The 18,331-nt window shown below is 60.5% G+C and carries 17 protein-coding genes; 9 read left to right on the forward strand and 8 right to left on the reverse strand.

Annotation, left to right across the window (positions count from 1 at the left end; all coding sequences use genetic code 11):
• Nucleotides 1–32: 32 nt before the first annotated feature.
• Nucleotides 33–1,205, reverse strand: coding sequence for an FMNH2-dependent alkanesulfonate monooxygenase (gene ssuD / locus ACQUTI_RS14695; protein ID WP_004205532.1), 1,173 nt, complete (start codon nucleotides 1,203–1,205; stop codon nucleotides 33–35).
• A gap of 272 nt (nucleotides 1,206–1,477) precedes the next feature.
• Here ssuD and ACQUTI_RS14700 point away from each other — a divergent pair, with 272 nt between their 5' ends.
• Both ACQUTI_RS14700 and xni read left to right on the forward strand, forming a co-directional pair.
• Complete coding sequence (locus ACQUTI_RS14700) at nucleotides 1,478–3,421, forward strand: sigma-54-dependent Fis family transcriptional regulator (RefSeq protein ID WP_004205531.1); 1,944 nt, start codon at nucleotides 1,478–1,480, stop codon at nucleotides 3,419–3,421.
• A 96-nt stretch (nucleotides 3,422–3,517) separates the two neighbouring features.
• Nucleotides 3,518–4,273, forward strand: coding sequence for a flap endonuclease Xni (xni, locus tag ACQUTI_RS14705; RefSeq protein ID WP_023319031.1), 756 nt, complete (start codon nucleotides 3,518–3,520; stop codon nucleotides 4,271–4,273).
• Between the two features lie 58 nt (nucleotides 4,274–4,331).
• Here xni and fucO read toward each other — a convergent pair whose 3' ends face one another.
• A complete protein-coding gene (gene fucO, locus ACQUTI_RS14710; protein WP_049116052.1) occupies nucleotides 4,332–5,480 on the reverse strand; it encodes a lactaldehyde reductase in 1,149 nt (382 codons plus the stop codon).
• A gap of 27 nt (nucleotides 5,481–5,507) precedes the next feature.
• A complete protein-coding gene (fucA, locus tag ACQUTI_RS14715; RefSeq protein ID WP_002915470.1) occupies nucleotides 5,508–6,155 on the reverse strand; it encodes an L-fuculose-phosphate aldolase in 648 nt (215 codons plus the stop codon).
• A gap of 566 nt (nucleotides 6,156–6,721) precedes the next feature.
• Here fucA and fucP point away from each other — a divergent pair.
• The 5 genes from fucP (at nucleotide 6,722) to fucR (ending at nucleotide 12,559) form a co-directional block, all read left to right on the forward strand.
• Nucleotides 6,722–8,032, forward strand: a complete 1,311-nt coding sequence (gene fucP, locus ACQUTI_RS14720) for an L-fucose:H+ symporter permease (protein WP_048295492.1) — start codon at nucleotides 6,722–6,724, stop codon at nucleotides 8,030–8,032.
• A gap of 32 nt (nucleotides 8,033–8,064) precedes the next feature.
• Entirely contained in the window at nucleotides 8,065–9,840 is a 1,776-nt protein-coding gene (gene fucI / locus ACQUTI_RS14725; protein WP_043520786.1) for an L-fucose isomerase, read from the forward strand.
• Between the two features lie 107 nt (nucleotides 9,841–9,947).
• Nucleotides 9,948–11,366 carry an L-fuculokinase gene (gene fucK, locus ACQUTI_RS14730; RefSeq protein ID WP_428923303.1) on the forward strand — a complete coding sequence of 473 codons (1,419 nt, stop codon included), beginning with the start codon at nucleotides 9,948–9,950 and terminating at the stop codon, nucleotides 11,364–11,366.
• 1 nt (nucleotide 11,367) lies between these two features.
• Nucleotides 11,368–11,790, forward strand: a complete 423-nt coding sequence (gene fucU, locus ACQUTI_RS14735) for an L-fucose mutarotase (RefSeq protein WP_004205520.1) — start codon at nucleotides 11,368–11,370, stop codon at nucleotides 11,788–11,790.
• A gap of 58 nt (nucleotides 11,791–11,848) precedes the next feature.
• The gene (fucR, locus tag ACQUTI_RS14740; RefSeq protein ID WP_004205519.1) at nucleotides 11,849–12,559 is read left to right on the forward strand and encodes an L-fucose operon activator; all 711 of its coding nucleotides are present in this window, start codon (nucleotides 11,849–11,851) and stop codon (nucleotides 12,557–12,559) included.
• Between the two features lie 52 nt (nucleotides 12,560–12,611).
• Here fucR and rlmM read toward each other — a convergent pair whose 3' ends face one another.
• The 4 genes from rlmM to ACQUTI_RS14760 all read right to left on the reverse strand — a co-directional run bounded on the left by rlmM (nucleotide 12,612) and on the right by ACQUTI_RS14760 (nucleotide 15,613).
• Nucleotides 12,612–13,712: a 23S rRNA (cytidine(2498)-2'-O)-methyltransferase RlmM gene (rlmM, locus tag ACQUTI_RS14745; protein WP_004205518.1), complete on the reverse strand. Its 1,101-nt coding sequence runs from the start codon at nucleotides 13,710–13,712 to the stop codon at nucleotides 12,612–12,614.
• Nucleotides 13,705–14,100, reverse strand: a complete 396-nt coding sequence (locus ACQUTI_RS14750; RefSeq protein WP_117130350.1) for a DUF423 domain-containing protein — start codon at nucleotides 14,098–14,100, stop codon at nucleotides 13,705–13,707. Before ACQUTI_RS14750 ends, rlmM begins: the two co-directional genes overlap by 8 nt.
• Nucleotides 14,101–14,119: 19 nt before the next feature.
• Nucleotides 14,120–15,037, reverse strand: a complete 918-nt coding sequence (gcvA, locus tag ACQUTI_RS14755; RefSeq protein ID WP_002915545.1) for a glycine cleavage system transcriptional regulator GcvA — start codon at nucleotides 15,035–15,037, stop codon at nucleotides 14,120–14,122.
• 351 nt (nucleotides 15,038–15,388) lie between these two features.
• Nucleotides 15,389–15,613: a YgdI/YgdR family lipoprotein gene (locus ACQUTI_RS14760; RefSeq protein ID WP_002915549.1), complete on the reverse strand. Its 225-nt coding sequence runs from the start codon at nucleotides 15,611–15,613 to the stop codon at nucleotides 15,389–15,391.
• A gap of 197 nt (nucleotides 15,614–15,810) precedes the next feature.
• On the opposite strand from ACQUTI_RS14760, the gene csdA reads away from it, so the two are divergent.
• Together csdA and csdE are read left to right on the forward strand one after the other, a co-directional pair.
• Nucleotides 15,811–17,016 carry a cysteine desulfurase CsdA gene (gene csdA, locus ACQUTI_RS14765; protein WP_114505750.1) on the forward strand — a complete coding sequence of 402 codons (1,206 nt, stop codon included), beginning with the start codon at nucleotides 15,811–15,813 and terminating at the stop codon, nucleotides 17,014–17,016.
• Complete coding sequence (gene csdE / locus ACQUTI_RS14770) at nucleotides 17,016–17,447, forward strand: cysteine desulfurase sulfur acceptor subunit CsdE (RefSeq protein ID WP_004205515.1); 432 nt, start codon at nucleotides 17,016–17,018, stop codon at nucleotides 17,445–17,447. The genes csdA and csdE overlap by 1 nt, the downstream gene beginning before the upstream one ends.
• 26 nt (nucleotides 17,448–17,473) lie before the next feature.
• On the opposite strand, the gene tcdA is transcribed toward csdE, so the two are convergent.
• A complete protein-coding gene (gene tcdA, locus ACQUTI_RS14775) occupies nucleotides 17,474–18,295 on the reverse strand; it encodes a tRNA cyclic N6-threonylcarbamoyladenosine(37) synthase TcdA (RefSeq protein ID WP_043520792.1) in 822 nt (273 codons plus the stop codon).
• Nucleotides 18,296–18,331: the final 36 nt, after the last annotated feature.

The following is an 18,331-nucleotide window of genomic DNA, read 5'->3' on the forward strand; positions in this document are numbered from 1 at the left end:
GGTATGCTGTCTCATAGTCGCGCTCCTGGCCATCAGCTGGCGCTGGCCTGGCGCACCGGGCGCTTATCGCCGCCGATGGTTTCGCCAAACGGACCGGTGTTCACGCTGCGCGCCTTCGACGAGGCCGCGTTTTCCAGCGGCAGCAGAGGCATCACCAGCTCAGCGAAGCGGTGTGCCTCTTCCAGATGCGGGTAGCCGGAAAAGATAAAATTGCTGATGCCGAGCGCCTGATATTCGCGGATGCGCTCCGCCACCTGCTGAGGGTTACCCACCAGCGCGGTACCCGCGCCGCCGCGCACCAGCCCGACGCCGGCCCACAGATTAGGGGCAATACGCAGATTGTCGCGCGATCCCTGATGCAGGGCGCTCATCCGCGCCTGGCCAGCCGAGTCCATACGGGCGAAGATCTTTTGCGCCTGAGCGATGGTGTCGTCGTCAAGATGGGCGATCAGCCGGTCGGCGGCGGCCCACGCCTCCTCTTCCGTTTCGCGCACGATGACGTGCAGACGGATGCCATATTGCAGGGTGCGTCCGCGGGCCGCGGCGCGCTCGCGCACCACCGCCAGCTTCTCCGCCACCAGTTCCGGCGGTTCGCCCCACGTTAGATAACTGTCGATCTGTTCGGCCGCCACATCGATAGCCGCCTCAGAAGAGCCGCCGAAGTACAGCGGCGGGCCATTCTCCTGAACCGGCGGAAACAGCACTTCCGCCCCCTCGACATGAATATGCTCCCCGTGATAGTCCACTTTCTCCCCGCGCAGCAGGCGGGAATAAACGTCGAGAAATTCGCGAGTCACCTGGTAGCGTTCGCTGTGACTGAGAAAGATGCCATCGCCTTTGTTTTCCACCGGGTCGCCACCGGTGACGACATTGATCAGCAGCCGTCCTTCCGATAAACGGTCGAGGGTGGCCGCCATCCGCGCCGCCAGAGTGGGCGGCTGCAGACCCGGTCTGACCGCCACCAGATAGCGCAGACGGCGGGTCAACGGCGCCAGCGCCGAGGCCACCAGCCACGAATCTTCACAGCTTTTACCGGTGGGGATCAGCACGCCGTAATAACCCAGGCTGTCGGCCGCCAGCGCCACCTGCTGCAGATAAGGTAAATCGACCGGACGTCCACCCTCGGTGGTGCCCAGATAGCGGCCATCGCCATGGGTAGGTAAGAACCAGAAGACATTGATCTTGTCGGGAACTTGCTGCGTCATTATCTATTTCCTATATAACCATATCCGATATTTATCGAAGAGAAGTTTTAATTTGGTTATATGAGTGTTAGCGATAATCATGCCAATGGTGAATAAAAAATTACATTTTTAAAATCAAGGGATTGAAAACATCCCACGCGCGTCGTGCTGTTGCAAATCCCGCAGCCGCCGCGCATCCGCTGGCGCATTTGCAACAGCCGTCGGCCTTTCCCCCTCTGGTTTCCGCCGCCGCCGCAGGATAAGTTCAGGAGGTCAACGACCGGAGGCCCGCTATGCTGAACCCAGAATCCCCTTCCACCGCGCCCGCGCTGATCGACCCGGCATCGAAGGCTTTCCAGAGCCTGCTGGACAAGCTCGCGCCGACGGAGGCTACCGTGCTGATCGTGGGCGAAACCGGCACCGGCAAGGAGGTGGTGGCGCGCTATCTCCATCACCACAGTCCCCGCCGCCAGCAGCCGTTTCTGGCCGTTAACTGCGGCGCGCTAACCGAGAGCCTTGCCGAAGCCGAACTGTTCGGCCATGAGAAAGGCGCCTTCACCGGCGCGCAGCAGGGACAGCCCGGCTGGTTTGAAGCCGCGGAAGGGGGGACGCTGCTGCTGGACGAGATCGGCGAATTAAGCCTGCCCCTGCAGGTCAAGCTGTTACGGGTGCTGCAGGAGCGCGAAATTACCCGCGTCGGCTCGCGCAAAGCGATTAAAGTGAATGTCCGGGTGATTGCCGCCACTCACGTCGACCTGGCCCAGGCAATCCGCGAGCGCCGCTTTCGCGAAGATCTCTACTATCGGCTGAATATCGCGGTGGTGCCGCTGCCGCCGCTGCGCCAGCGTCGGCAGGATATCCCGCAGCTGGCTCACCACTTTTTATCGCTCTATGCCCGCCGCCTCGGCCGGCCAACCCTGCGTCTGGCGCCGGAGTCGCTGGCCCGGCTGATGGACTATGCGTGGCCGGGTAATATTCGTGAGCTGGAAAACACCCTGCACAACGCGGTGCTGCTCAGTAAAGAAGAGGAGATTAGCCCCGCCCAGCTGCGCCTGGCGACGCTCAACGACGCCCCGTCGCCGGCGAGCGATCATGAACTGGACGACTTTATTCGCCACCAGCTGGCGCTTCCCGGCGAGCCGCTGTGGCAGCGGGTGACCAGCGCGCTGATCCGCCACGCCATGGCGCATTGCGACGATAATCAGAGCCAGGCGGCCGCGCTGTTAGGGATCAGTCGGCATACCTTACGCACCCAGCTCGCTAACCTCGGGCTGATCAAAAGCCGCCGCCGTCCGCCTGCGCCGCCGCGGGCATTCGCCAGCGCGACCGGGGCCGATCGCGAGCTGCGCATTGGCTACCAGCGCTTCGGCAGCCTCGGGATCCTGAAAGCCCGCCAGAGTCTGGAGACCGCCTTCGCCAGCCTCGGCGTCAACGTGCTGTGGAGCGAGTTTCCCGCCGGACCGCAGCTCCTTCACGCCCTCGCCTGCAACGAGATCGACTTTGGCACCACCGGAGAAGCGCCGCCGGTGTTCGCCCAGGCCAGCAACAGCGAACTAATGTACGTGGCGTGGGAGCCGCCGGCGCCGCGCAGCGTGGCGATGGTCGTCCCGCAGGAGAGCGACATTCGCCAGCTCAGCGATCTGCGCGGAAAACGCATCGCCCTCAATAAAGGGTCGAATGTCCACTGGCTGCTGCTGCAGATCCTCGAGGACGCCGGGCTGGGGCTGAACGACGTGCGGGTGGTCTATACCCCGCCGAAATACCCGCTGACCGCCAGCGACTATCTGGCGGTGGACGCCTGGATGATGTGGGATCCGCTGCTCAGCGACGCCGAACACACCGGCGAGCTGCGGGTGGTCGCCAGCGGCGAAGGACGGGTCAACAACCATCAGTTTTATCTCTCGCGACGGGACTATCTCGCTCAGCACGGCGATATCATGCGCCGCCTGCTGACGGAGCTGACCCACACCGGGCAGTTTATCGACTCGCATCGTGGCGAAGCGGCCCGCTTACTGTCAGCAGAGCTGGGGATTGACGCCCGGTCGCTGCGCATCGCCCTCGCCCGCCGTAGCCATCGCCCAAGGCCGATGGATCTGTCGGTGATCCGCGCCCAGCAGACCATCGCCGATCGCTTTTACGCCCTCGGGCTTATCACCAAACCGGTCCCGGTGCGGGAAGCGGTGTGGTACGGCGAGCCCGCGCCCGGCGTCGCCAGCTCGCTGATGGCGGTCGGTTAGCGAAAATTGCGCGTTATCTTCCTGATTGTTCAGGCGCAGATAGCCTCGATCCGATGGCGATGTTACCCTAAAGACGCTGAGAATAAGGGGGTATCTGTGGCTGTTCATCTGTTAATCGTCGACGCGTTAAATCTGATCCGCCGCATCCACGCGGTGCAGGGTTCGCCCTGCGTCGATACCTGCCTGCATGCGCTGGAGCAGCTGATTGTCCACAGTCAGCCTACCCACGCGGTGGCGGTGTTTGATGATGAGGATCGCGCCCACGGCTGGCGCCACCAGCGCCTGCCGGAGTACAAAGCCGGCCGCGCGCCGATGCCGGATACGCTGGTCGCCGAGATGCCGGCGCTGCGGGCCGCCTTCGAACAGCGGGGGATCCGCTGCTGGGCCTCGCCGGGCAGCGAAGCGGACGATCTCGCCGCCACCCTGGCGGTGAAGGTGGCCCAGGCGGGCCATCAGGCCACCATTGTCTCCACCGACAAAGGCTACTGCCAGCTGCTATCGCCCACCATCCGCATCCGCGACTACTTTCAGAAGCGCTGGCTGGACGCCCCCTTCATCGCCAGTGAGTTCGGCGTCACCCCGGAGCAGCTGGCGGATTACTGGGGGCTGGCGGGGATCAGCAGCTCGAAGGTGCCGGGCGTGGCGGGCATTGGCCCGAAAAGCGCCGCCCAGCTGCTGAACGAGTTTCAGGACCTGGAGGGGCTGTATGCCCGCCTGGCAGAGGTCCCGGAAAAGTGGCGCAAAAAGCTGGCAGCGCATCAGGAGATGGCCTTCACCTGCCGGGAAGTGGCCCGCCTGCAGACCGACCTCCAGCTGGATGGCAATCTGCAGCAGCTGCGGCTGACGCGCTGACCCTACCCGAGCGTGGTGCCGGCGCGGCGGCACCGCCTGCTTCCCCCGGGCCGGCCCCTCACCAGGCCGCCTGATATAACTCGACGATATCGGCCAGGCTCGCCTCGCGCGGGTTGCCGCCGGTACACACATCCGCCAGCGCCGCCTGGGCCAGCGCCGGAATATCCTCTTTCCTGACGTCCACCTCGCGCAGATGGCCGGGAATACCGACATCGCGGTTTAGCTGGCACACCGCCTCCACCGCCGCCAGACGCGCGGCGCTCAGGCTTAACGCTTCCCCTTTGACGCCCATCGCCCTGGCGATATCGCGATATTTTTCCCCGGTCGCCTCAGCATTAAAGCGCATCACGTGCGGCAGCAGGATGGCATTCGCCACGCCGTGCGGCGTGTTGTAAAAAGCGCCGAGCGGATGCGCCATGCCGTGCACCAGGCCAAGCCCGACGTTGGAAAATCCCATTCCCGCCACATACTGGCCGAGCGCCATAGCTTCCCCCGCTCCGGCGTCGCCGGCAACCGAGCCGCGTAGCGCGCCGGCGATGATCTCGATGGCCTTGAGGTGCAGCGCATCGGTCAACGCCCAGGCGCCGCGAGTGAGGTACCCTTCGATAGCGTGCGTCAGGGCGTCCACGCCGGTGGCCGCCTTCAGCGCCGGCGGCATGGCGTCCATCATATCGGCATCGATAAAGGCCACCTGCGGAATATCGTGCGGGTCGACGCAGACGAATTTGCGCCGCTGTTCTTCATCGGTGATGACATAGTTAATCGTCACCTCCGCCGCGGTCCCCGCGGTGGTCGGCACCGCGAAGATCGGCACGCTGGGCTGACGGGTGGGCGACAGCCCCTCCAGGCTGCGGACATCGGCGAACGCCGGGTTACGCTGAATAATACCGATCGCCTTACAGGTATCCTGCGGCGAACCGCCGCCGATGGCGATCAGGTAATCCGCCCCGCTGCGCTGAAAGGCCTGCAACCCCTGCTGAACCACGGCGATGGTGGGGTTCGGGATCACGTCGCTGAACATGTCCCATGCCAGCCCGGCGGCGTCCAGTTTGTCAGTGACTTTTGCCGCCACGCCGCACTGCGCGAGGGTCCTGTCGGTCACGATCAATGCCTTGCGATAACCGCGCCGCATCACTTCATCGGTTAATGCGTTTATCGCCCCCCGGCCAAACCACGCCGTTTCGTTGAGGATCATTCGGTTTGCCATCGCGTCTCTCCTGTTAGGGTTGCGGCATCACTCTTCAATGCGTAATCCGTAGGTTTTAAACTTCTCCAGCACGATGGCGATCGCCTCGTCATCCAGCACGGGGACCGGGTCGGTAATCGCCAGGGTGCTGAGATAGAGCTGGGCCAGGACTTCCACTTCATGCGCCAGCCAGAGCGCTTTCTCCAGGCTGGCCTCGCAGGCGATCAGGCCATGATGCTGCAGCAGCGTGGCTTTGCGGTGCTTCAGCGCCACCGCGACATGCTCAGACAGTTCGCGGGTGCCGAAGGTGGCATAGGGCGCGCAGGGGATCGAATTCCCGCCGGCGGCGGCGATCATATAGTGGATGGCCGGAATGGGTCGGTTGAGGATCGACACCGCCGTACAATGGACTGCGTGATTGTGAACTACCGCCTGGGCATCGGGCCGCGTCTGGTAGGCCGCCTGATGGAAACGCCATTCGCTGGAGGGCAGTTTTCCCTGCTCATGCTGGCCGTCGGCATCAATAAAGACGATCTTGTCTTCCGTCAGTTTTTCATAGGGGATGCCGGTGGGCGTGATCAGCATCCCCCCCTGATAGCGCACGCTGACATTGCCGGCGGTCCCCTGATTTAACCCCAGGCGGGTCATTTCCAGGCAGGTATCGATAATCTGCCGGGCCAGTCTGTTTCTTTCCATTGTTTTCCTCTTTTAGCGACTCATCATCCGTCAACGGCAGGGCAACGTAATTATTGTTGGCGACCGTGGGATAGGTTGAATAATGTTCTCCATCTTCAGCCTGAATAATCGCAGGGGAATTTCCATCGCCATATTTTGTGAACCACGTCAATTATTCCATCATAAAAAAAGGGATGTGACTGGTTAAGCGGATGTTGAAAATGCCCGTTCTTAAAAATATTTCTTCAAGCGGGCATTTTATTTTTCTGTAACATTTGCCCGTTTTCCACGATATATATTCAATCGGTCATTGGCGTTGTGGTTTTGTGAATTTATTTCCTCAAACGGTCAGTCATTTTGAAAAATTAAAGTGACAATTATCACATAAAATGGTCCACAGAGCGTTAAGTGTGACCCTCATCATATTAACAGGCGGTTTTTATTTGAAAATGAAGCCATGAGTTCCGCCGTGACTTTCATTTCACTCACCGGCGCGTCACCTGAGCTCACTTAATTTTGCGGTCTGCTGCAGCACCAGACTGCGCCCTGAATGCTGTTGTAAATGCTTCTGAACTGATGAGGACGCTATGGGAAACACAACGATACCAACGCAAAGTTACCGCGCCATGGAGAGCGGGCAAAGTAAGAGCTACATTATTCCTTTTGCTCTGCTGTGCTCCCTCTTTTTTCTGTGGGCCGTGGCCAATAATCTCAATGATATTTTATTACCGCAGTTTCAACAGGCCTTTACCCTGACTAATTTTCAGGCCGGATTAATCCAGTCGGCTTTTTATTTTGGCTATTTTATTATTCCCATCCCCGCCGGGATGCTGATGAAAAAATTCAGCTATAAAGCCGGCATTCTTACGGGTCTGTTTTTATATGCTTGCGGCGCCGCGCTGTTCTGGCCTGCCGCCGAAGTAATGAATTACACCTTATTCCTGATTGGGTTATTTATTATCGCCGCCGGGCTTGGCTGTCTGGAAACCGCGGCCAACCCATTTGTCACCGTCCTCGGTCCGGAAAGCGGCGGTCACTTCCGCCTGAATCTGGCCCAGACCTTTAACTCATTTGGCGCCATTATTGCCGTGGTATTTGGCCAGAGCCTTATTTTGTCCAACGTCCCGCATCAGCCGCAGGAGGTGCTGGATAAAATGACGCCAGAGCAGCTCGGCGCCTGGAAGCACAGCCTGGTCCTGTCGGTACAAACCCCCTATATGATTATCGTGGCCATCGTGCTGCTGGTCGCCCTGCTGATCGTCTGTACCCGTTTCCCGTCGCTGCAAAGCGATGACCACAGCGACAGCGCGCAGAGCACGTTTCTCGCCTCGCTGTCGCGCCTGATGCGCATCCGCCACTGGCGCTGGGCGGTACTGGCTCAGTTCTGCTATGTCGGTGCGCAAACCGCCTGCTGGAGCTATCTGATTCGCTACGCTGTCGAAGAGATCCCGGGCATGACGGCCGGTTTCGCCGCCAACTACCTGACCGGCACCATGGTCTGTTTCTTTATTGGCCGTTTCACCGGCACCTGGCTGATCCGCCGCTTCGCGCCGCATAACGTGCTCGCTATCTATGCGCTTATCGCCATGCTGCTCTGTCTGCTCTCCGCCTTCAGCGGCGGCCACGTCGGTCTGCTGGCCCTGACTCTGTGCAGCGCCTTTATGTCCATTCAGTACCCGACCATCTTCTCGTTGGGGATTAAGCACCTGGGCCAGGACACCAAATATGGCTCGTCATTTATCGTCATGACCATCATCGGCGGCGGGATCGTCACCCCGGTAATGGGCTTTGTCAGCGACGCCGCCGGCAATATCCCGACCGCCGAACTGGTTCCGGCGCTGTGCTTCGCCATCATCTTTATTTTTGCCCGTTTCCGCTCGCAAGCGGCGACGAACTAAACCTGTTATCCGCATAACCTGAGGGATCTGTAATGAAAAAAATCAGCTTACCGAAGATCGGTATCCGCCCGGTAATCGATGGTCGTCGCATGGGGGTTCGCGAATCGCTGGAAGCGCAAACCATGAACATGGCGAAAGCCACCGCCGCGCTTATCAGTGAGAAGCTGCGCCATGCCTGCGGCGCCCGGGTGGAGTGCGTGATCGCCGATACCTGCATCGCCGGCATGGCCGAGTCGGCCGCCTGTGAAGAGAAATTCAGCAGCCAGAACGTTGGCGTCACCATCACCGTCACCCCCTGCTGGTGCTACGGCAGCGAAACCATCGATATGGATCCGCTGCGCCCGAAGGCCATCTGGGGCTTCAACGGCACCGAGCGTCCGGGAGCGGTCTATCTGGCCGCGGCGCTGGCGGCCCACAGCCAGAAAGGGATCCCGGCGTTCTCCATCTACGGGCATGATGTGCAGGATGCCGATGACACCTCGATCCCGGCGGATGTCGAAGAAAAATTGTTGCGCTTCGCTCGCGCTGGCCTGGCGGTCGCCAGTATGAAAGGGAAAAGTTATCTGTCGCTGGGCGGCGTCTCAATGGGCATCGCCGGCTCCATCGTCGACCACAACTTCTTTGAATCCTGGCTCGGGATGAAGGTTCAGGCTGTCGACATGACGGAGCTGCGCCGGCGAATCGATCAGAAAATCTATGATGAAAACGAGCTGGAGATGGCGCTGGCGTGGGCGGATAAACATTTCCGCTACGGCGAAGATCAGAACGCCGAGCAGTATAAGCGCAATGAGGCGCAGAGCCGCGCGGTGCTGAAAGAGAGCCTGCTGATGGCGATGTGCATCCGCGACATGATGCAGGGCAACGCGAAGCTGGCGGAAAAAGGGCTGGTGGAGGAGTCGCTGGGCTACAACGCCATCGCCGCCGGCTTCCAGGGCCAGCGTCACTGGACCGATCAATACCCCAATGGCGATACCGCCGAAGCGCTGCTCAATAGCTCCTTTGACTGGAACGGCGTGCGCGAGCCGTTCGTCGTCGCCACCGAAAACGACAGCCTCAACGGCGTGGCCATGCTGATGGGCCACCAGCTCACCGGCACCGCCCAGGTGTTTGCCGACGTGCGCACCTACTGGTCGCCGGAGGCCGTAGAGCGCGTCACCGGGCAGCCGCTCACCGGCCGGGCGGAGCACGGCATCATTCACCTGATTAACTCCGGCTCCGCAGCGCTGGACGGCTCCTGCCAGCAGCGCGACGCGCAGGGCAACCCAACGATGAAACCTCACTGGGAGATTGAGCAGAACGAGGCGGATGCCTGCCTCGCGGCCACCGAATGGTGCCCGGCGATCCATGAATACTTCCGCGGCGGCGGCTTCTCTTCCCGCTTCCTGACCGAAGGCGGCGTGCCGTTCACCATGACCCGGGTGAACATCATCAAAGGCCTGGGACCGGTACTGCAAATCGCCGAAGGCTGGAGCGTGGCGCTGCCCAAAGCGATGCACGACCAGCTCGACGCCCGCACCAACTCCACCTGGCCCACCACCTGGTTTGCCCCGCGCCTGACCGGCAAAGGCCCGTTCAGCGATGTGTACTCGGTCATGGCTAACTGGGGCGCCAACCACGGCGTGCTGACCATCGGCCATGTCGGCGCGGATTTCATTACCCTCGCCGCCATGCTGCGTATTCCGGTCTGCATGCACAACGTGGAAGCGGCGAAAATCTACCGCCCCTCCGCCTGGGCCGCGCACGGTATGGACATCGAAGGCCAGGACTACCGCGCCTGCCAGAACTACGGGCCGCTGTATAAGCGTTAACAGGTTGGTTTCGCCCGGAGGCGCAGGCTTACCGGGCCTACAGACGCGCGCTGTTTGTAGGCCGGATAAGCGCCGCGCCATTCGGCAATGTTGTTTCGGGAGTCACTATGAAGCAAGACGTAATCCTGGTCCTCGACTGCGGCGCCACGAACGTGCGGGCGATGGCCGTTGACCGACAGGGGAACATTATCGCCCGCGCCGCAACGGCGAACGCCAGCGACATTGCGGCGGAAAAAAGCGACTGGCACCAGTGGTCGCTGGAGGCCATTATGCAGCGCTTTGCCGACTGCTGTCGGCAGATCCATGAACAGCTGGCCTCCTGCACGGTGCGCGGCATCACCGTCACGACCTTTGGCGTCGATGGCGCGCTGGTGGATGAGCAGGGTGCGCTGCTGTATCCGATAATCAGCTGGAAATGCCCGCGCACCGCGGCGGTAATGGACACCATCAGCCGGTATATGTCCGCGCGCCAGCTGCAGCAAATCGCCGGCGTCGGCGCCTTTGCATTCAACACCCTGTATAAGCTGATCTGGCTGAAAGAGAACCACCCGCAGCTGCTGGCGCAGGCCCATGCCTGGCTGTTTATTTCGTCGCTGATCAACCATCGGCTGACCGGGGAGTTCACCACCGACCTCACCATGGCGGGCACCAGCCAGATGCTCGATCTCCGGCAGCGCGATTTCAGCGCGCCGATCCTGCAGGCGACCGGCCTGCCGCGCCGCCTGTTCCCGCAGCTGGTTGAAGCAGGCCAGCCGATCGGCGCCCTGCTGCCGGAGGCCGCTGCGCTGCTGGGCCTTCCCGTCGGGGTCCCGGTTATCTCGGCCGGGCACGACACTCAGTTCGCCCTGTTTGGCGCCGGCGCCGGGCAGGATGAGTCGGTGCTCTCCTCAGGGACCTGGGAGATCCTGATGGTGCGCAGCGCGCAGGTCGACACCTCGCTGCTCTGCGACTACAGCGGCTCCACTTGCGAGCTGGACAGCCAGCCGGGACGCTATAACCCGGGGATGCAGTGGCTGGCCTCCGGCGTGCTTGAGTGGGTGCGCAAGCTACTGTGGAACACTGACACGCCGTGGCAAACGCTGATTGACGAAGCGCAGGCGATCCCGCCCGGCGCCCAGGGCGTCAGAATGCAGTGCGACCTGCTCGCCAGCCAGCACGCCGGCTGGCAGGGCGTCACGCTCAACACCACCCGCGGCCATTTTTACCGCGCCGCGCTGGAGGGGTTAAGCGACCAGCTGGCGAAGCATCTGCAAACCCTGGAAAACATCGGCCGCTTCCGGGCGCAAGAGCTGCTGCTGGTGGGCGGCGGCAGCCGCAACGCGCTGTGGAACCAGATCAAGGCTGACCGGCTGGGAATACCGATCAAAGTTCTCGACGATGCCGAAACCACGGTGGCCGGCGCGGCGATGTTTGGCTGGTATGGCGTGGGCGAGTTCTCTTCCCCGGAACAGGCCAGAGCGCAGGTCGCGTACCGCTACCGCTATTTTTGGCCGCAAACTGAACCTGAATTAACAGAGGAAGCCTGAGATGCTCAAAACCATTTCCCCGTTGATATCGCCGGAACTGCTGAAAGTGCTGGCCGAAATGGGCCATGGGGATGAAATTATTTTTTCCGATGCCCACTTCCCGGCGCACAGCATGGGTCCGCAGGTGATTCGGGCCGACGGCCTGCGGGTCAGCGATCTGCTGCAGGCGATTATCCCGTTGTTCGAGTTAGACAGCTATGCGCCGCCGCTGGTGATGATGGCCGCCGTCGAAGGCGATGCGCTCGACCCGACGGTGGAACAGCGCTATCGGCAGGCGCTTTCGGCGCAGGTCCCCTGCCCGGATATCGTGCGGATTGACCGCTTTGCCTTCTACGACCGGGCGCAAAAAGCCTTTGCGATCGTTATCACAGGAGAGTGCGCTAAGTACGGAAATATCCTTTTAAAAAAAGGAGTCACGCCGTAATCTCATGCCGGAGCGTCTGCCTGATGCAGACGCTCAATCAATGATGGGGTGAGAATAAATGAAAGCGGCCCGCCAGCAGGCGATCGTCGATCTCCTGATCAACCACAGCAGCCTGACCACCGAAACGTTGTCAAAACAGCTCAACGTCAGCAGGGAAACCATTCGCCGCGATCTCAGCGAGCTGCAGGCGCAGGGCAAAGTGCTGCGCAACCACGGCCGGGCTAAAGTGATCCACCAGCGCAGCCAGGACAGCGGCGACCCTTTTCACATGCGGCTGAAAAGCCATTACGCGCATAAAGCCGATATCGCCCGCGAAGCGCTGGCCTGGATTGACGAAGGGATGGTCATCGCCCTCGATGCCAGCTCCACCTGCTGGTATCTCGCCCGCCAGCTGCCGGACCGCCCGCTGCACGTCTTTACCAACAGCCAGCCCATCTGTCAGGAGCTGGCTAAACGCGACCAGATCATGCTCACCTGCTCCGGCGGTACTCTGCAGCGGAAATATGGCTGCTACGTTAACCCGGCGCTGATTTCCCAGCTGAAATCGCTGGAGATCGATCTGTTTATTTTTTCCTGCGAAGGCATCGACCCGCAGGGCGCGCTGTGGGACTCCAATGCCTTCAATGCCGACTTCAAATCGATCCTGCTTAAGCGGGCGGCGCAGTCGCTGCTGCTGATCGACAAAAGCAAGTTCAACCGCTCCGGCGAAGCGAGGATTGGTCATCTGGATGAGGTGACGCATATTGTGTCGGATGCGCCGCAGCCTTAAGCATGCGGCGAAGGCCAGAGGACATGCGCGTCTCTGGCCTCAGGGTGAGTGATTAACGCTCGTCGCGACGTCCGCCAACGGCGGCCCACAGGCGACGCACGTGAACGGTCACCTCTTCACGATCGTGATACAGCTGACGCGCCTGGATCTGGGCGTTAACGCCGTGCTCGTCCAGTTGGGCCTGAATGTAGGCCAGATTCTGCGACACCTCTTCATAGCGCTTTTTCATCGGCAGCTTGAGGTTGAAGATGGTCTCCCGGCACCAGCCGTTGACCAGCCACTGCGCCATCAGCGCCGCCACTTTCGCTGGCTTTTCCACCATATCGCAGACCATCCACGAGATGTTGTTGCGGTTAGGACGATAGCGGAAACCGTCTTCACGCAGCCAGGTCACCTGGCCGGTATCCATCAGGCTCTGGGCCATCGGGCCGTTATCGACCGAAGAGACCCACATGTTGCGTTTCACCAGCTGATAGGTCCAGCCGCCCGGGCAGGCGCCGAGGTCGACGGCATACATGCCGTTCGCCAGGCGCTCGTCCCACTCGTCCGCCGGAATAAAAACGTGGAACGCCTCTTCCAGCTTGAGGGTGGAGCGGCTCGGCGCGTCGGACGGAAACTTCAGCCGCGGAATGCCCATATAGAACGGCGAGTTATTGTTACTGTACGAGTAGCCGGTATAGCAGCAGCCCGGGGCGATAAAGAACACATGCACCACCGGACGCTTCGGCGTTTCATAGCTGGTCAGGACGCCCGCTTCGCGCAGCGCCGCGCGCAGCGGCACGGTAAACTTGCGGCAGAACTTCATCAGCTCTTTGCTTTCGTTGGTGTCCGCCACCTCGACGCGCAGATCGCCGCCCTTCTCCACCACGCCCTGCAACATGCCGACGATCGGCGTAATGCGATCCTCCGGCGGCAGGTCGCGCAGCAGTTCGCCCACCACAAACATCTGGCGGGCGAAGATCAGCGAGCTGAACGGCAGATCGCGCACCAGCTTCTCGCCATCATCCTGCTGATAGCCTTCAAAAATCACATAGCCAGAGTCTTCTTTGACCCGGGCGAAACCAAACACCTCGAGGCGGGCTGCCTTATCGGTAATTTCTGCTGCGCACTCTTTCTCAAACCCAGGGCGACAATAGAGGACAACCTTATTCATGAACAACGCCCTTACGTTTCAGACGAATTGCACCAATTAACATTAACACCCAGCCGGCGAGGAAGCTCACGCCGCCCACCGGGGTCACGAACGCCCACAGGCGTAAATGAGAGAGCGCCAGGCAGTAGAGGCTGCCGCTGAACAGCACGGTCCCTAACGCCAGAAACACGCTGCTCCAGTAGAACCAGATACTGATCCGACGCTGCATCGCCACCGCCAGACCAAAAATCGCCAGGGTATGGAAGGCCTGATAGTCCAGGCCGGTATGGATCCAGGCCATCTCCGCCGCGCCGAGCGATTGACTTAAGACATGCGCGCCGAAGGCACCCAGAGCCACAAAGATAAAGCCGCTAATCGCGGCGAATATCAGCATAAAACGGCTGGTCATGTTGTTACCCTACAAGTAATTATTGTTCATAACGAAAGCGGAATTTTTCTTGTTCACTTGCCGCTTTCGCCAGAATCCACTGCCGGAAAGCGGCTATTTTACCCAGTTCTGCCTGACTGTCATGGCAAACAAGGTAAAACGCATTCTTACTGACCAGAACATCATTAAATGGACACACCAGGCGACCGGCTTCAATTTCGGACTGCGCCATGACATTGTTGGCCAGCGCCACGCCCTGCCCGTGAATGGCCGCCTGCAGCACCATCGCGCTGTGGCTGAAAATCGGCCCCTGCTGCACATTAATATGGCTTAGACCAAGCTGGCGGGTATAAGTTTGCCAGTCGCGGCGGGACGCATCGTGAAGCAGCGTATGTTGCGCCAGATCGGCAGGCGTTTTCAATGCTTTATCGCCGGTGAGCAGCAGCGGGGAACAGACCGGCAGCAGATACTCGGCGTACAGTTTTTCCACACGCAGGCCCGGCCAGTTGCCGCGACCGTAAAAAATCGCCACATCGACATCGTCCGCCAGCTTATCCTCCTGACGGTCCACCGCCTGGATCCTGACGTCGATTCCCGGATAAGCTGAGTTAAAGCTTGTCAGTCTCGGCACCAGCCACTGGATGGCGAAACTTGGCAATAAACTGACCGTTAATGCCCCTTTGGCGCTGCGCGCCTGCAGTTTACGCGTCGCTTCCGTCAGTTGCGAAAAAATCTCTTTAATATCCTGAAAATAGCTCTGCCCTTCTTCCGTTAACAGCAGCGAACGATTGCGCCGACGGAACAGCTTAAGGCCCAGAAAATCCTCGAGAGACTTGATTTGGTGGCTGACTGCGGCCTGCGTCACAAAAAGCTCATCGGCTGCCCGAGTGAAGCTGAGATGGCGTGCGGCTGCATCAAAAACACGTAATGCATTCAGAGGAGGTAATCGCTTCGACATGGTTATTCTGGCTTAGATGTTAACTCAATTTAACAAATAGGAAACAATGGTTAACCTATTAGTTTTTTTTATCTGAGCCATTATAAATTGTCCGTTGAGGTTCTACCAGCAAATACCTATAGTGGCGGCACTTCCTGAGCCGGAACGAGAAGCTTTTTTTGGAATGCGTGTTCCATCAAGCTTTTGGCTTACGGTTGTGATGTTGTGTTGTTGTGTTTGCAATTGGTCTGTCTTTGCAGACCCCGGTAGCAAGGCTACCCCTTTTCACTTCCTGTACATTTACCCTGTCTGTCCATAGTGATTTAATGTAGCACCGCAACGCGCGGTGCTTTTTTTTGCCTTTTTACTGCCTTACTCGTCCAGCTCACCCAGCTGTTTCACGTCAGAGCGATTGATCTGCTGTTTGTTGCCCCACGCGTCCTTATACGAGATCATGCCAGTATCATTATCGGTTTGCGGTTTCCCGTCGGTAACGATGGTCCGCCCATCATTGGTATGCATCACATAGTTAGAGGAACAGGCGCTCAGGCCTAAAGTCAGCATACAGGCAGAGATAATCGCAGCGGCCTTAGTCATTTTCATTTTTCTCTCCTTACGGCTATTTATACTATTCGTGACTCGTTAAGTAATAGGTTAAAACACAAACCCAACACTTTTCAGCATAACCCTCTTTGACCCACGTGGAGTCACATTCGGACAATTCCACAGAGCGCAGAGGCCTTGTCACGCCCGACAAATTGCGCGACGATCGCGGTATTGATACGAGGAATTCCATGAACGCATTCAACCCTGCGCACTTTCGCGCGCAGTTTCCGGCTCTGGCCGATGCCGGCGTCTATCTCGACAGCGCGGCGACGGCGCTCAAACCGCAGGCGGTGATCGACGCCAGCGACCAGTTTTATCGCCTGAGCGCCGGCAACGTCCACCGCAGTCAATTCGCCGCCGCCCAGCGGCTGACCGAGCGCTATGAGGCGGCCCGCGAGCGCGTGGCGGCGTGGCTGAACGCCCCCTCCGGCAAAGATATCGTCTGGACGCGGGGGACCACCGAGGCCATCAATATGGTGGCGCAGAGCTACGTCCGGCCGCGCCTGCAGCCTGGCGATGAAATTCTCGTTAGCGAAGCCGAGCATCATGCCAACCTCGTGCCCTGGCTTATGGTGGCCGGGCAAACCGGCGCCAGAGTGGTCAAGCTGCCGCTCGGCGCCGACCGCCTGCCGGATATCGCCAGCCTCAGCGCGCTCATTACCCCGCGCAGCCGGGTGCTGGCCATCGGCCAGATGTCCAACGTCACCGGCGGCTGCCCGGACCTGGCTCAGGCCATCCGCCTTGCTCACGCCGCCGGGATGGTGGTGATGGTCGACGGCGCGCAGGGGGCGGTGCATTTCCCCGCGGACGTGCAGGCGCTGGATATCGATTTTTACGCCTTTTCCGGCCATAAGCTGTATGGCCCGACCGGGATCGGCGCCCTGTACGGCAAAAGCGAACTGCTGGCGGCGATGTCGCCCTGGCTCGGCGGCGGGAAGATGATCGTCGAGGTCAGCTTTGACGGCTTTACGCCACAGCCGGCGCCCTATGGCCTTGAGGCCGGTACGCCCAATGTCGCCGGGGTTATCGGCCTCAGCGCCGCGCTGGAGTGGCTGGCGCAGAGCGATATCGGCCAGGCGGAAAACTGGAGCCGCAGCCTGGCGAGCCTGGCGGAAGAGGCGCTGGCGAAACGGCCGGGCTTCCGCTCTTTCCGCTGCCAGCAGTCAAGCCTGCTCGCCTTTGAGTTCGACGGTATTCATCACAGCGATCTGGTGACGCTGCTGGCCGAGTCCGGCATTGCCCTGCGCGCCGGGCAGCACTGCGCCCAGCCGCTGCTGGCGGCTTTAGGAGTCAGCGGCACGCTGCGGGCCTCTTTCGCCCCCTACAATACCCAAGACGATGTTGCAGCGCTGGTCCACGCGGTGGATCGCGCCCTGGAAATTTTGGTGGATTAATGACGACCCTGCACCCCTTCGGCACGACCATTACCGACGCCACGCTGCGCCAGACCTTCGCCCCGCTGAACCAGTGGGAGGATAAATATCGGCAGCTGATTTTATTGGGCAAAAAGCTGCCGACGCTGACCGACGAGCACAAAGCGCAGGCCCATGAGATTGCCGGGTGTGAGAACCGCGTCTGGCTGGGCTATGAGGAGGACGCCGAGGGCAGGCTGCACTTCTTTGGCGACAGCGAAGGAAGGATTGTGCGCGGTCTGCTGGCGGTACTTTTAACCGCCGTGGAAGGCAAAACCCGCGCCGGGATCCTGGCGCAGGATCCGCTGGCGCTGTTTGACGAGCTGGGGCTGCGCGGCCAGCTCAGCGCCTCGCGCAGCCAGGGCCTCAGCGCCCTGAGCGAGGCGGTGCTCGCCGCCGCCCGCGAGCGCTAATCTCAAGCTTTCGCTTACCCGCCGAACTACTTCCCGGAAGCCGCAGCGTCGCGCTGCGCTTTCGCCAGCATCTTCTTCAGGGCATGCGACACCGCGACAAACCCGAAGGTCGCGGTCACCATCGTCGCGGCGCCAAACCCGGATGCGCAGTCCATCCGCTTCGGTCCTTCCGCCGTGCTCTTCATCGCGCAGACACTGCCGTCCGCCTGCGGGTAGACCAGCGCTTCCGTAGAGAATACGCAGTCCACGCCGAGCTTGCCTTTACTGTTTTTCACCACCCCAAACTGGCTTTTCAGACGCTCGCGCAGTTTAGCCGCCAGCGGATCCTGGATGGTCTTCGCCAGGTCAGCGACCTGGATCTGCGTTGGGTCAATCTGGCCGCCCGCCCCGCCGGTGGTGACCAGCGGCACTTTGTAGCGGCGGCACCAGGCGATAAGCGCCGCTTTTGGCCGGACGCTATCGATGGCGTCAATGACATAGCTGAAGCCGGCGCCAAGGTATTCGGCCACGTTTTCCGGGGTTACGAAATCATCCACCACCGTCACCCGACACTCCGGGTTGATCAGGCGAATACGTTCCGCCATCACCTCCGCTTTCGCCAGCCCGACGTTGCCGCTGAGGGCGTGGATCTGGCGGTTGGTATTGGTAACGCAGACATCGTCCATATCGATAAGGGTGATCGCCCCGATGCCGGTCCGCGCCAGCGCTTCCGCCGCCCACGAGCCGACCCCGCCGATCCCGACCACGCAGACGTGGGCGTCGGCAAAACATTGCAGCGCTTTTTCACCATATAAACGTGCCGTACCGCCAAAACGCTGGCGCCAGGCATCGCTGATTACAACAGACATAGAACCTCAGAACAAAATGACAGCGCCCGGAGGCCG

The organism is Klebsiella sp. 7-CIP_Kleb., assembly GCF_050378655.1.
Classification (GTDB): Bacteria; Pseudomonadota; Gammaproteobacteria; order Enterobacterales; family Enterobacteriaceae; genus Klebsiella; species Klebsiella quasipneumoniae.

What these genes read in the sequence shown, in the direction of transcription:
- ssuD (WP_004205532.1), bottom strand. Translation starts at nt 1,205, where the DNA reads ATGACGCAGCAAGTTCCCGACAAGATCAATGTCTTCTGGTTCTTACCT.
- ACQUTI_RS14700 (WP_004205531.1), top strand. Translation starts at nt 1,478, where the DNA reads ATGCTGAACCCAGAATCCCCTTCCACCGCGCCCGCGCTGATCGACCCG.
- fucO (WP_049116052.1), bottom strand. Translation starts at nt 5,480, where the DNA reads ATGGCAAACCGAATGATCCTCAACGAAACGGCGTGGTTTGGCCGGGGG.
- fucA (WP_002915470.1), bottom strand. Translation starts at nt 6,155, where the DNA reads ATGGAAAGAAACAGACTGGCCCGGCAGATTATCGATACCTGCCTGGAA.
- fucP (WP_048295492.1), top strand. Translation starts at nt 6,722, where the DNA reads ATGGGAAACACAACGATACCAACGCAAAGTTACCGCGCCATGGAGAGC.
- fucI (WP_043520786.1), top strand. Translation starts at nt 8,065, where the DNA reads ATGAAAAAAATCAGCTTACCGAAGATCGGTATCCGCCCGGTAATCGAT.
- fucK (WP_428923303.1), top strand. Translation starts at nt 9,948, where the DNA reads ATGAAGCAAGACGTAATCCTGGTCCTCGACTGCGGCGCCACGAACGTG.
- fucU (WP_004205520.1), top strand. Translation starts at nt 11,368, where the DNA reads ATGCTCAAAACCATTTCCCCGTTGATATCGCCGGAACTGCTGAAAGTG.
- fucR (WP_004205519.1), top strand. Translation starts at nt 11,849, where the DNA reads ATGAAAGCGGCCCGCCAGCAGGCGATCGTCGATCTCCTGATCAACCAC.
- rlmM (WP_004205518.1), bottom strand. Translation starts at nt 13,712, where the DNA reads ATGAATAAGGTTGTCCTCTATTGTCGCCCTGGGTTTGAGAAAGAGTGC.
- ACQUTI_RS14750 (WP_117130350.1), bottom strand. Translation starts at nt 14,100, where the DNA reads ATGACCAGCCGTTTTATGCTGATATTCGCCGCGATTAGCGGCTTTATC.
- gcvA (WP_002915545.1), bottom strand. Translation starts at nt 15,037, where the DNA reads ATGTCGAAGCGATTACCTCCTCTGAATGCATTACGTGTTTTTGATGCA.
- ACQUTI_RS14760 (WP_002915549.1), bottom strand. Translation starts at nt 15,613, where the DNA reads ATGACTAAGGCCGCTGCGATTATCTCTGCCTGTATGCTGACTTTAGGC.
- csdA (WP_114505750.1), top strand. Translation starts at nt 15,811, where the DNA reads ATGAACGCATTCAACCCTGCGCACTTTCGCGCGCAGTTTCCGGCTCTG.
- csdE (WP_004205515.1), top strand. Translation starts at nt 17,016, where the DNA reads ATGACGACCCTGCACCCCTTCGGCACGACCATTACCGACGCCACGCTG.
- tcdA (WP_043520792.1), bottom strand. Translation starts at nt 18,295, where the DNA reads ATGTCTGTTGTAATCAGCGATGCCTGGCGCCAGCGTTTTGGCGGTACG.